Origin of the sequence: Rhizobium sp. WYCCWR 11128 (assembly GCF_013416305.1) — a bacterium.
Classification (GTDB): domain Bacteria; phylum Pseudomonadota; class Alphaproteobacteria; order Rhizobiales; family Rhizobiaceae; genus Rhizobium; species Rhizobium indicum.
In genome coordinates this window covers 459,996-471,865 of record NZ_JACCEZ010000002.1, presented here as the reverse complement: position 1 = coordinate 471,865, position 11,870 = coordinate 459,996, and the positions used below count along the sequence as shown (strand labels likewise).

At 61.8% G+C, this 11,870-nt stretch carries 11 protein-coding genes and 1 pseudogene; 4 read left to right on the top strand and 8 right to left on the bottom strand.

The window, feature by feature from the left end; translation table 11 throughout:
* Positions 1-3: 3 nt before the first annotated feature.
* Positions 4-448 (top strand): annotated as a pseudogene (locus HX898_RS33520) (TetR/AcrR family transcriptional regulator); the annotation flags it as partial.
* Positions 449-690: 242 nt separating this feature from the next.
* Positions 691-987 carry a YciI family protein gene (locus HX898_RS09995; RefSeq protein ID WP_138388285.1) on the top strand — a complete coding sequence of 99 codons (297 nt, stop codon included), beginning with the start codon at positions 691-693 and terminating at the stop codon, positions 985-987.
* 62 nt (positions 988-1,049) lie between these two features.
* Here the strand turns inward: HX898_RS09995 and HX898_RS09990 are convergent, their stop codons facing one another.
* A complete protein-coding gene (locus HX898_RS09990) occupies positions 1,050-1,682 on the bottom strand; it encodes a TetR/AcrR family transcriptional regulator (protein ID WP_180194573.1) in 633 nt (210 codons plus the stop codon).
* 488 nt (positions 1,683-2,170) lie between these two features.
* Between HX898_RS09990 and HX898_RS09985 the strand changes: the two genes are divergently transcribed.
* On the top strand, positions 2,171-2,986 hold the full coding sequence (locus HX898_RS09985) for an oxidoreductase (protein WP_180194572.1): 816 nt from the start codon (positions 2,171-2,173) through the stop codon (positions 2,984-2,986).
* Positions 2,987-3,132: 146 nt separating this feature from the next.
* On the opposite strand, the gene HX898_RS09980 is transcribed toward HX898_RS09985, so the two are convergent.
* The gene (locus HX898_RS09980) at positions 3,133-3,873 is read right to left on the bottom strand and encodes an SDR family oxidoreductase (RefSeq protein ID WP_180194571.1); all 741 of its coding nucleotides are present in this window, start codon (positions 3,871-3,873) and stop codon (positions 3,133-3,135) included.
* A gap of 81 nt (positions 3,874-3,954) precedes the next feature.
* Here HX898_RS09980 and HX898_RS09975 point away from each other — a divergent pair, with 81 nt between their 5' ends.
* Positions 3,955-4,617, top strand: a complete 663-nt coding sequence (locus HX898_RS09975) for a TetR/AcrR family transcriptional regulator (protein WP_180194570.1) — start codon at positions 3,955-3,957, stop codon at positions 4,615-4,617.
* A gap of 243 nt (positions 4,618-4,860) precedes the next feature.
* On the opposite strand, the gene HX898_RS09970 is transcribed toward HX898_RS09975, so the two are convergent.
* From HX898_RS09970 to HX898_RS09945, 6 genes are all read right to left on the bottom strand, one after another.
* The gene (locus HX898_RS09970; protein ID WP_180194569.1) at positions 4,861-5,898 is read right to left on the bottom strand and encodes a 4-hydroxyproline epimerase; all 1,038 of its coding nucleotides are present in this window, start codon (positions 5,896-5,898) and stop codon (positions 4,861-4,863) included.
* A 15-nt stretch (positions 5,899-5,913) separates the two neighbouring features.
* Positions 5,914-6,624: an SDR family oxidoreductase gene (locus tag HX898_RS09965; protein ID WP_180194568.1), complete on the bottom strand. Its 711-nt coding sequence runs from the start codon at positions 6,622-6,624 to the stop codon at positions 5,914-5,916.
* Positions 6,625-6,633: 9 nt separating this feature from the next.
* A complete protein-coding gene (locus HX898_RS09960; RefSeq protein WP_180194567.1) occupies positions 6,634-7,884 on the bottom strand; it encodes an FAD-dependent oxidoreductase in 1,251 nt (416 codons plus the stop codon).
* 181 nt (positions 7,885-8,065) lie between these two features.
* Positions 8,066-9,343 (bottom strand): alpha/beta hydrolase, encoded by a 1,278-nt coding sequence (locus HX898_RS09955; protein ID WP_180194566.1) that lies wholly within the window; start codon positions 9,341-9,343, stop codon positions 8,066-8,068.
* Positions 9,344-10,039: 696 nt separating this feature from the next.
* On the bottom strand, positions 10,040-10,921 hold the full coding sequence (locus HX898_RS09950; protein WP_180194565.1) for an aldo/keto reductase: 882 nt from the start codon (positions 10,919-10,921) through the stop codon (positions 10,040-10,042).
* 309 nt (positions 10,922-11,230) lie between these two features.
* A complete protein-coding gene (locus HX898_RS09945; RefSeq protein ID WP_180194564.1) occupies positions 11,231-11,866 on the bottom strand; it encodes a TetR family transcriptional regulator in 636 nt (211 codons plus the stop codon).
* Between the last annotated feature and the right edge of the window lie 4 nt (positions 11,867-11,870).

Here is an 11,870-nt window from a genome sequence, read left to right as displayed (position 1 = left end):
GACTTAGCGCTCGATCGCTATTCCGAACGATTTCCTGCACTACATTCTGGAGGCGCTTCAGCTCCCCACAGCGCGTCAGGTTGCTGCCCATATCCTCTTCAATGCAGCCGATCTCAATACGCGTTATCCCGACCATACGGGATGTCTCGGCATCAATGGCGCCGTGGCGGGATCGGATGAAGCGGAACCCGTGCGGCAGGCGTTGATCGATTTTCGTGCGGCCGGCCAGGCGCAGCTTCGTGAACGCTTCGAACGGGCCAAGGCCGAGGGCGACTTGCCGGAGACGGCAAAAGCCGATGCCCTTGCAGCCTTCGTGATGGCTCTCACGCATGGCATGGCGGTGCTGGCCAAAGCCGGATTCAGCCGCGAGATGCTGGAGGCCGTTGCCGAGCAAGCGCTGTCCACCTGGCCGACCGACCGTTCCACGCTCTCCGAAAATTCATCCTAAACCTCAAGCGACGGGTGCTGCCCTTCGCCGCGCTCACCATCGAGCAAAGCGCCTGCGACGACGGTCGTTCGGCCCGTGAAGATTCTTCGTATCGATATCTTTTTGATAGTGACTTAGTCTTAAATTGATAGTAACCAAATGCGGGTCGATGTTCCATCGCAGAAGACGGCCTGAAAGAGGCAAGGCTCAGCTGTGGGGGGCGTAGGACCGTCTTCAGTGTTCCGGCAACTCAGGAGTCAGATATGAAATACTACCTGTGCAAATACATTCCGCCCCGCCCAGACTTTCTGGCGACCATGTCTGCCGACGAGCAGGAATGGATGAAGCAGCACGGGGTTTTCCTCGATATGCGCCTCCAGGAAGGAAAGATCGTCGCGCATGGTCCGGTGATGGATCCTGCCGGCGGCTACGGCGTATCGCTCTACCAGATTGGCGATGATCAAGACATTCAGGCGATCACGTCGGAAGATCCGATCGTGAAGAACGGCGCCGGCCATTATGAGCATCATCCAATGCTTCATCTGAAGGCGCGTGGCTGACGTCGCATCGGCACTGTTGCCAGCCCGAGAGGGAGCACTTTCTCAGCGAGCTGTTGACCGGCTCATTGCGGATCTCTCACCGGCCAATGGAAGTTCAACATCGACGGCAGCAAGGTGCCCAGCAGCTCGGCTTCCGGCTCGTCGCTTCTGAGCACGAAGGAGAATTTGTCTTCGATTGCCATGTGGGCAATCCCATGGATCGTCGACACAGCCGCGGCGATGCCGGGATGCACGGCTTGGTCCGTTTCAGGTGGAAAAGTCGATCCATAATATTCTGCGGCGGTAAGGACGAAGCCAGTCATGGCGGAATAGACGGCAGGCTCGAAGTCGGGGTGATGGCGGTTGACCAGATCCTTGCGGCAGATCAGGCGGAAATGACCGGGATTGTCGAGGGCGTATCTGACATAGGCCGTCCCGAGCGACTGGAGCTTCTGCTCAGCAGTTTGATTCGCAACGAGAGCATCGGACAAATACCGAGCTAGTTGCCCATAGGCCGCGATCGCCACCTCGGTGAGCAGGCCGACGATGCTGCCAAAATGGTGTTTCGGCGCGCCGGGTGACACGCCGGCCCGGCGGGCTGCCTCCCGCAACGAAAATCCCTCGACGCCGCTTTCCCGGATGATCTCATCCGAGGCCGCGATCAAAGCCGAGCGAAGTTCGCCGTGATGGTAGTTTTCCCGGATTGTCACGCTCACGTTAATTCCTCAAAAATTGCACCGAAATCTATACACTGCATAAATTCCCCTTTACACGGGATTTATGCAGTGTATAGATCATGCCTGTCCAGTCCACGCATAACCGAAACTTCAGGGATTTGCATCCATGAGTATATCAGTCGCCCTTATCGGCCAGGAAGAGCAAATGGCCTCGCAGGTCTGCGCTCGTCCGAACAGATCGACTTCTTTCGAGGGTGGGTTGGATCGCAAATCCCCTACGCGCTGCATCGGTGGTTCCGTCGAGTTTGCATCTCGCCACGGCGATCACTCAAGAGATTTTCGCGGGGGACCGGCCGTGTGCTTGAACTCGGCCCCGGCACTGGCGTGCTGAACTAAGTCACACCAGCAATCCCTTTCAACATCAGGTTCCGACCGGGCGGTCCCACGAGGCCACCCGACCCAAAACGACGACCGTAATATCCCACAACCCCATTGCCGTTGGCGGCACGATCCGAAGGAAAATTGAAATGAGCAACAACAACCGCGGCGTCGCCGTCGTCACAGGTGCAGCGGCCGGTATCGGCCGCGCCACGGCAAAGGCTCTGGTAACCGCGGGCTACCGCGTCTTTGGAACCAGCCGCAAGGCGACAGCCGGGTCTGCCAATGGCATCACGATGTTGACCTGCGACGTGACGGACAGTCAATCGGTCGCGGGCATGATCGCCGAGGTCATCAAACAGGCTGGCCGCATCGACGTTCTCGTCAACAATGCCGGTGGCGCACTGATCGGCGGAGCGGAAGAGTCCTCGATCGAACAGGCTCAGGCACTTTTCGACCTGAATGTCTTCGGGATCATTCGTGTTACGAACGAGGTGTTGCCGATCATGCGCAACCAGCGCAACGGCCGCATCATCAACATCAGTTCGGTCGTCGGCTTCATTCCGAGCCCGTTCAGCGCGCTCTACACTGCGACGAAACATGCTGTCGAAGGTTATTCCGAATCGCTCGATCACGAAGTCCGCACGTTGGGGATCCGCGTCCTGCTCGTCGAACCTGCATTTACCCGCACAGCTCTCGACCATAACTCGACGCAGCCCGACCGCATGACTGGTGTCTACGACGGCGGCCGCAAGACGACAGAAGCTGTCTGGAACAGCGCGATCAAGGCAGGCGATGCGCCCGAAGTGGTTGGCGAAGCGGTCGTCAAGGCAGCCACCGCGAAATCGCCGAAACTGCGCTATCCCGCCAGCAAAGCCGCCCGTCAATTGCACTTCCTGCGCCGCTTCGTTCCCGCCAGTGCATTCGACAAGAGCCTGCGCAAGCAGATGAAGCTGCCAGTCTGACACAGCCTGCGGCTCAACAATGCGTCTCATGCCGGTATCCGGCATGAGACGCAGGCAAGACACTAATAGGCGATCGGCTCGCATTCGAAGGGACCGACCTCCGTCGATCCCCTGTCTTCTGCCGTTCGTAGGCAACAGATCCCGATTCAGGTGTTCAAGCCGCCATCCACTGTGAGGATAGTGCCTGTGATGTGCTTTGCTGCAGGGCTTGCGAGGAAAGCCACAGCGGCGGCCACATCTTCTGGCTCGCCGTAACGTCCAAGTGGGATCAGGGCACGCTGGAAATCGGCGAAGTCGCCATTGGCGGGATTCATTTCGGTGTCGGTCGAACCCGGCTGGACCAGATTTACGGTGATATCGCGAGATCCGAGTTCGCGTGCGAGGCCGCGGGTAAACGAGTGGAGCGCGGATTTTGTCATGTAATAGACCGTACCGGTGTCGCCGACGATGCGTTCGGCGCCGACCGAGCCGATCGTGATGACGCGGCTTCCCGCCTGCAGATAGGGAATGGCCGCCTGCGAAGCGAGCAGAGGCGACCGCACATTGACATCAAGCAGCGCATCGATCTGCTCGACGCTGACGTCGGCGATCGCACCGTAAAGCGCGATTGCAGCATTGTTGACGAGAATGTCGAGACCGCCAAGTGCCTGGGCCGCCTCGTCGACCGAGCGCTTCACCGCCGCCGGATCGGCGCTGTCGGCCTGGATGGCAAGCGCTTTGCGGCCCTTGCCCTCGATCGCCCGGACGACTTCGGCGGCGCGAGCGGCCGAACGCTCATAGGTGATGGCGACATCTGCGCCCTTGTCGGCAAGCGCCAATGCGATGGCGGCGCCAATGCCACGCGAGCCACCTGTGACGAGGGCACGCTTTCCAGCCAGTTCTGTCATGATCTTCTCTTTCTGTAGTGATCGACACATAAATAGCTAGGCACGTTGCGATGGGGTGTCAATGGGTTTATATAATGATCGATGCAAAAATCGGATGAGATGTCGAACGTCAACGAAACCCCTGCCCGCAGTCGCGGGCGGCCGCGGGCCTTCGACCGGGAGGCAGCCTTGGCGCAAGCGACCCGGCTGTTCTGGATCAAGGGCTTCGAGGCGACCTCGATCGCCGACCTCACCGAGGCGATGGGGATCGGATCGCCGAGCCTTTACGCGGCATTCGGTTCGAAGGAGGCGCTCTATGCCGAGGCGTTGCGCCACTATCGCGACAACAACGAGGCGCTCGTCTGGGCAGGGTTCTTTTCCGCAGACACGGCCCGTGACGCGGTGAGGTCATTTCTGATGGACTCGGCCGCTGCCCTGACCGGCTGTGTCGTCGATATTCCCCGCGGCTGCATGGTGGCGCTCTCTTCGGTCGGCAGCGAGGGCCATGTGGAACTCGGCGAACTCGTGCGAGCCGCCCGCGCCGTCACGCTCGAGCGCCTGAAGGCGCGCCTGAACCAGGCGATATCAGCAGGCGAAATTCCAGTCTCGACCGACGTCCACGCACTCTCTCGTTTCGTCCAGACCGTTCAGAACGGCATGTCGATCCTGGCCCGCGACGGAGCGACCCGTGGCGAACTGGAGGCCGTGGCCGAGCTGGCCATGCTGGGTTGGGACACTCGAACCGGGGATGCTGAGCGCAGGTAGACTTACGCCGATCATGCGTAACCTTTAGGCAGTCGGTCGCGGAAGCTTCGCGGGATCGTTGGAGCGTGCCGCTGCCCCTCATCCGGCTGCCGCCACCTTCTCCCCGCTCGCGGGGCGAAGGGGATATGCCGCGCCCTTTCCGTTCCCCATTGGCCTCTCGCATGGCACGTCCCCTCTCCCCGTTTTTACGGGGAGAGGGCTAGGGTGAGGGGCAGCCATCGGCGCGAATCATGCTTCTCGCAGTCAAATCTCCCCAGCCGATGGCCCCCAGACATCTGTCAGCGCAAAACCGTTCGGATGCGGGTCAAAGGGGTCGAGCGCTACCTGGGTCAGGCCGAAGGTGAAGCCGCGGCCGGTGATGGTGGGGATGACGGCGGGGCGGCCGGCCACTTCGGTTACCGCCTGGAGGCCGACTTCGAATTCGGAGCCGATGATCGATTTCGAGGTGAAAACGTCGCCGACCTTGGCCTTGCCGCGGGCATAGAGCGTGGCGAGATTGGCGGAATTTCCGGTGCCGCAGGGCGAGCGGTCGGCCCGGCCTGGCCACATGGTGGTGCAGGTGCGCACCGTGCCGTCGGCTTCGGTATCGCGGAACATCACATAGGCGACGCCCGAGATCGCCGGGATCTCGGGATGGACGACCTTGATGTCGCGGTTGATCAGCTCCTTGAGGATCATGCCGGCCTGGACGAGGCCGGCGGCATTGGCCTTCTCGATCGTCAGACCGATCTGACCGACATCGACCAGGGCATAGAAGATGCCGCCATAGCAGATATCGGCCTTGATCCTTCCCCAATGCGGCGTGTCGATCCCGACATCGAGCTCATGCACGAAGGAGGGCACCATGGTGAGCTTCACCTTCTCGCAGCGCCCGTCGCGGCAGGTCGCCGTCGCCTTGACGAGGCCGGCGGCAGTTTCGAGCGTCACGATCGTCTCCGGCTCTTTCATCTCGACGATGCCGGATTCGAGCAAGGCAGTGGTGACGCAGATCGAGTTCGAGCCGGAACTCGCATGCGCCTGATCGGGCTGCAGGATGATGAAGGCGGCGTCCGCCTCCGGGTGGCGCGCCGGCAGCAGCAGGTTGACCGAGCCGATCGGCGCACCGCGCGGTTCCAGGCAAAGGAAGCGGCGAAGCTCATCACCCTTCGGATCGGTGTTCAGCCAATGCAGCTGGGCGGCGATGGTATCGCCGGGGATCTTCGGCACGCCGCCGATCGCGACGCGGCCGATCTCGCCTTCGGCATGGACATCCAGCAGCTGGATCGTGCGCTTCCATCTCATATCGAAAACTCCAGATCAAACGTGACGGGTGACGCCGCCATCGACGCGGATATTCTGGCCGGTGATATAACCCGCGCCGTCGGACAGCAGGAAGGCCGCGGTCTTGGCGATCTCCTCCACATGGCCGATGCGCTTCATCGGCACCGTCTCGGCGGTCCCGGGCTTGTGGTTCAGGCTATCGATATAGCCGGGCAGGATGCAGTTCATGCGGATATTATCGGCCGCATAACGATCGGAATAGAGCTTGGTGAAGGCGCCGGCAGCGGCGCGATAGGTGCAGGAAACCGGGAAGACCAGCGTCGGCTCGTAGGCGGCGAAAGTGGTGATGTTGACGAAGGCGCCCTTGCCCTGTTTCAGCATGACCGGCGTCACCAGGCGGGCCATGCGCACCAGCGACAGGATCATCATGTCGGAACCGAGCGTCCAGTTCTCGTCCGAAATATCGAGCAGGTCGCCCTTCGGCGGATGGCCGCTCAGGTTGACGACGGCGTCGATGCGGCCATAGGTCTTCATCGTCAGGTCGAAGATCGCCTTCAGATCCTCGGCCTTTTCGGCCACGCCGCGCGCGGCGACGCCGCCAAGTTCGGCCGCCAGCTTCTCGCAGCTTTCGGACGGCGACATCAGCGCCAGCTGATAGCCCTGCGCCGAGAGCTCGCGGGCGATTGCCTCGCCCATGCCGCGGCCGCCGCCGGTGATTAGCGCTACGGGTTTCGTGGTATCGGACATCGGGGCCTCCTAATAGCGGTCTATGCGGAACGGGGTCATATCGAGGGATGGTTTGAGCCCCGTCACCATATCGGCGATCACCAGCGCTGTCGTTGCCGAAAAGGTCAGTCCGAGATGGCCATGGCCGGTCGCATAAAAAACGCCGGGCATTTTCCGCGACGGCGAGATGATCGGGATCGTATCGGGCAGCGCCGGACGATGCCCCATCCATTCCGTCGTCTCCTCGACCTTCAGGCCGGGCAGCGCGCGCTGGGCGTGGCGCACCAGCACCCGCGGACGGCGGAAATCCGGTGCGGCATCGAGGCCAGCGAGTTCGACATTGCCGCCGACCCGGATGCCGCCCGCCGTCGGCGTCACCATGAAAGCGCGATGCGGCCAGATCACCGAATAGCGCATGGATATGCCGGGCTTCATGATCTGCGTGTGATAGCCGCGCTCGGTTTCGAGCGGGATCGGCTCGCCGAGCTTTTCGGCAAGGAAACGGGTGTGGACGCCGGCGGCAAGCACGACCGAATCCGCCTCGATCCGCCTGCCATCCTCGAGGAGAACGACGGCGGTGCCATCGCCCCGGCGCTCGATATTCCGCACAGTGTCGGAGACGAAGGTCGTGCCCACAGCCTTTGCGGCGTCGGTGAGTTTCACCACCAGCTTGTAGGGGTCGCGGATCGACTTGTTGTCGGGGAGCAGCACGGCTTTGGCGATCGCCGGCGACAAAGTGGGTTCGTAATATTGGATGGCGCCGTTGCTCAAGACCTCGAATTCGAGGCCGTAGCGCTGCATCATGGCGAGATGGCCGCGATCGGCGGCAAATTCCGCCTCCGTCTCATAGATCGCCAGACATCCTTCCTCGGTCATCAAGTCGGGTGCGCCGATCGCTTCGAGCATCTGCCTGAAATCGCCGAGCGCGCGGTTCGATAGGCTCATGCCGGCATCCTCGATCTCTCGGAGACGCGAGGGCCGGCCGGCGGCGAGGAAGCGCAGGAACCAGGGCAGCATCCTGGCGGCGTAGGAAGGCCGCAGCCAGACCGGGCCTTCCGGATCGAGCAGCCAGCCGGGGATCTTCTTCCAGGTCGAAGGGCCGGAGCCGGCGGCAAAATCAAGCGCGATGCTTGCCATATTGCCGAAAGAGGTGCCGCGGCCGGGCTCGCCCTTGTCGATCAGTGTCACTTCAAGGCCGCGCCGCTGCAGCTCGAAAGCGATCGAGGCGCCGATCACGCCCGCGCCGACGACCGCTACCCTCTTCTTCATCTCATCCGCCATGCCATCAACCCATCGCACGGCAGACAGAATTGCCGTCGTGAATCTGATATATCACATCAAGATGCGATGCCTAGAGAATTTCCGTTTTCTCCGAATTACGGAAATTCCCTACCTCTTTGTTTTTCGCAATTCCGAAACGCAAAACCGCTATGCACTTTGCTGGAATTGCTCTGTGGAATTTTTACTGGCTTTCCGGCAGGCCGGCGCCGACGCTGTCGCCGACCGAACCGACGGTGTTGTTCATCGACTGGCCGAGACGCTTCAGCTGGGCGTCGTAGTTGCGCCGGGTGCGCGGATCGAAGATCGCGATCGGCGTGCTGACGGCGACACTGACGGCACTTCCGGCGGTCTGGGCAGCGCCCATCGCCACCGCACCGACGGCCTCGCCGAGCCCGACATTGGAATCGGTGATCGTCTGGCCGGCAATCAGCCGGTCGCCGATCAGCTTCACCACCTCGGGGCTTTCGGCGAACTTGCCGTGGTTCAGCCGGTCGCCGCCCTTGAGCTTGGTGAGATCGAGCACGGTGATGCCGGCCGCCTCGAGCTTGCTGCGATAGGGTTCGACGGAAGGATCGATCTGGCCGAGCCGGTCGACATTGCCGGAGATGCGCCGCGACAGCGCCAGAGCCCGATCGTCCTGCGAGACGAAGATGGTGAAGTGCGGCCTTTCCTTGCCGAGGCTTGCGAACTGGCGGCCGAAAACATCGACATCGAGATCCGGCGAGGCGAGGATGACATTGTTGATCTTCGGAGCGACGTGGCCGTTGCGGATCGCCATCTGCCTGAGCGCTTCGACCGTCAGCCAGGTGCCCATCGAATGCGCCATGATGGTGATGTCGCTGACAGCGGGATTGGCGGCGGTGCGGGTCAGCAGTTCCTCCAGCGCGTCGCGGGAATAGTTGGTGCTTTCCTTGTCGTAATTATAATCGAAGATGCTGCCGCGCGACGGCCAGGTGAAGACGACGGGGGCGACGTCGGCATGCGAATCGTGGACGATCTGCGCAAAGCGGTAGACGGCGTCCTCATAACGATTGTTGAATCCGTGCACGAAGACGAGCACCCGGCGGCTCTTCGGCATATGGGTCTTCAGCCAGGTCTCGCCGGCTCGCTCGCCTTCCAGCGGATCGACCGAAACGGTGACGAAATTGCGCAACGGATCGGCCGGCAGACGGCTTGGCCATTGCACCTGGCCGACCTTGCGATTGGCTTCCGGCGGGATCGAGACATCGACGGCATTGACGGCGAGCCCGGTGCCGCGTTCGCCGGAGAAAAGCACGGCGGGATTGTCGTCGGCAGCGCGCGTCGTCGCGACGAGCAGGTCGACCTTGGAGGTGCCAGGGGCCGCGGTGCCAGCCGCCTGCATGACACCGACCGGCCTACCGCCGCAGCCGGAAAGCACCATCGTTGCAACCAGAAGACCTGTCAGAGCCGCGGGCAAGCCGCGTCTTTTGCCGATCATGACCAAACTCCAATCGGTTCACGCACCGGACAGGCGGCGCCCGTTCAAATAGTCCGACGAGGCTTGCCGAGTCAAACCGCCCGACGTGGAAGCCTTTGTTTTGCGCAATCCCTCGTGAAAACCGCAGGACCGGCGTTGCCCGGATCGGTAATTGGTCGATTTCGACTTAGGGCGAGGAGACTTGGTGGGGAAAGACTTGGTGGGGAAAGACTTGGGGGGAAAAGAAAAAAGCCCGACGCGGGAGGAGGTGCGCCGGGCTCTTGATCCTGACTGACAACTGGGAGGAGGAGTGTTGTCAGTCCGATGTAAGAGCGCTGGGAGGAGGAGTGCGCTGCTTACGAAGATAGTAATAGCCAATTCTTTTGATTCGGAATAGCGAAAATACCGCAATGCAGCAATGCGCTGGACGCAATGCTTGCCCTCAAAATAACAGGCCGCCGCCTCATTTTGCAGCATGTTTGACCGGATGGTCAAATTTATGCCGAAAATTGCGGCCTCGGCCTGGATCGTCGGCGTTGCCCCTCATCCGCCTGCCGGCACCTTCGCCCCGCTCGCGGGGCGAAGGGGGTATGCCGCACCCTCTCCGTTCCCCACCCACCCATCGCAGGGCACGTCCCCTCTCCCCATCTTTTACGGGGAGAGGGTTAGGGTGAGGGGCAGCGACTAGCGCAAACCGGAAAGCCTTGGGTTTGCCCGTCAAGCAGCCTTGAAGACCTTGCTTCCCTCTGCGTCGAGGGCCGAGAATTCCTCGTTTGAGAGGGTGATGTCGACGGCCGCGACGTTTTCCTCGAGATGCTTGACCTTGGAGGTGCCGGGGATCGGCAGCATGACCGGGCTGCGCCTCAGCACCCAGGCGAGCGCGATCTGGCTTGGTGCTGCATTGTGCTTTTTGGCGATGGTATCCAGCAGCGAGCCGGGCTTGGCGAGGTCGCCGGCGGCCAGCGGATACCACGGGATGAAGCCGATATTGTGCTTGGCGCAATAGTCGAGCACGTCCTCGCTGGTGCGGTCGACGAGATTGTAGCGGTTCTGGACGGTCGCGACCTTGAAATGCTTCGAGGCGGCCTCGATGTCGGCAACCGACACTTCGCTCAGACCCGCATGGCGGATGAGGCCGCTATCGAGCAGCGATTTGATCGCATCGAATTGTTCCTTGGCCGGCACCTTCTGATCGATCCGATGCAGCTGCCAGAGATCGATCTGCTCGACGCCCAGATTGCGCAGGCTCTTATGCGCCTGCTGGATCAGATATTCCGGACGGCCGACGGGCAGCCAGATATCGGGGCCGTGGCGGGTCAGGCCGCCCTTGGTGGCGATGACCGACTTGCCGCCATAGGGATGCAGCGCTTCCTTGATCAGCCATTCGGAGACATCGGGGCCGTAGGAGTCGGCCGTATCGATGAAGTTGACGCCGAGTTCCGGCAGGCGCTTCAGCGTGCGGATGGATTCGGCATGATCGGAAGGCTCGCCCCAGATGCCCTTGCCGGTGACGCGCATGGCGCCGAAACCGAGACGATTGATCTCGATATCGCCGCCGATCTTGAAGGTACCTGATTTGGCTGCGTTGTAACTGGACATGGTCTTTCCTCTCTTATCAATCAATCATTGAAATCGGTGGAACGGTCGGAGGCGGTTGAACAGCCGCGGCACGGATGCCGAGGCTTTCGGAGATGCCTTCGAGCGCGAATGTCTGCCCTGATCGAAAGCGATGCCCGGCATGGTGATGATCCGCCTATCGCGGGGATCATCAGAATGTGGCCGCTGCGACGCTTGCAGATATAGGACGGCCCGGTTCCGATAACAGGGCCTAATGACAGGGATGGAGCGGAAACATAGACATCGAGCTGACGCCGTCGCACGTGCACACGGAGACCCAGGCGGGCCGCGTCAACGCCTGGTCTTTGCCTCGTCGCCGAATTCCGCCAGCATCTTCCAGAGGTCGGTGAAAATCTCCCGGGCGAAATCCTGCGGCGAAGCACTTGGCGGGCGCTGCTGCCAGAGCTCAGCCCCGACGCGCAGCGCACCGATGACGATGGCCGCAAGAACGCGCATGCGGGGCCGTTCAAGCGGATCACCTCCCTTGCGCAGAAGTAGCGCCTCGGCGAGCTTCTGTTCGAGCTTGGCATATTTCAGCTGGTCGCGGGCCTTCAGCGCCGGCGTGCGATGGATGAGGTCCCCACGCGCCAGACCAGGCTCGTCGACGGAGGCGATGACGGTTGCGGTGATCGCCGCCTCGACCGCCGCGACGGAGGATTCGTCCGCCGGCCTTGCAGCGATTGCCGCCATCAGGCGATCGGCGAAGGCATCCTGCCAGGCGAAGACAACCTCTTCCTTGGAGGGGAAATAATCGAAGAAACTGCGTTTGGAGACATCGGCCGCCTCGGTGATGTCCTCGATCGTCGTGGCCTCGAAGCCGCGCTGCAGGAAGAGGGTCATCGCCGCCTGCTCGATGCGCTCGCGCGTCTGCCGCCGCTTGCGTTCCCGCCTGCCTTCCGTCGTTTCCGTCCGCTTGTTCTCAGCCATTCCG

What these genes read in the sequence shown, in the direction of transcription:
- HX898_RS09995 (WP_138388285.1), top strand. Translation starts at nt 691, where the DNA reads ATGAAATACTACCTGTGCAAATACATTCCGCCCCGCCCAGACTTTCTG.
- HX898_RS09985 (WP_180194572.1), top strand. Translation starts at nt 2,171, where the DNA reads ATGAGCAACAACAACCGCGGCGTCGCCGTCGTCACAGGTGCAGCGGCC.
- HX898_RS09980 (WP_180194571.1), bottom strand. Translation starts at nt 3,873, where the DNA reads ATGACAGAACTGGCTGGAAAGCGTGCCCTCGTCACAGGTGGCTCGCGT.
- HX898_RS09975 (WP_180194570.1), top strand. Translation starts at nt 3,955, where the DNA reads ATGCAAAAATCGGATGAGATGTCGAACGTCAACGAAACCCCTGCCCGC.
- HX898_RS09970 (WP_180194569.1), bottom strand. Translation starts at nt 5,898, where the DNA reads ATGAGATGGAAGCGCACGATCCAGCTGCTGGATGTCCATGCCGAAGGC.
- HX898_RS09965 (WP_180194568.1), bottom strand. Translation starts at nt 6,624, where the DNA reads ATGTCCGATACCACGAAACCCGTAGCGCTAATCACCGGCGGCGGCCGC.
- HX898_RS09960 (WP_180194567.1), bottom strand. Translation starts at nt 7,884, where the DNA reads ATGGCGGATGAGATGAAGAAGAGGGTAGCGGTCGTCGGCGCGGGCGTG.
- HX898_RS09955 (WP_180194566.1), bottom strand. Translation starts at nt 9,343, where the DNA reads ATGATCGGCAAAAGACGCGGCTTGCCCGCGGCTCTGACAGGTCTTCTG.
- HX898_RS09950 (WP_180194565.1), bottom strand. Translation starts at nt 10,921, where the DNA reads ATGTCCAGTTACAACGCAGCCAAATCAGGTACCTTCAAGATCGGCGGC.
- HX898_RS09945 (WP_180194564.1), bottom strand. Translation starts at nt 11,866, where the DNA reads ATGGCTGAGAACAAGCGGACGGAAACGACGGAAGGCAGGCGGGAACGC.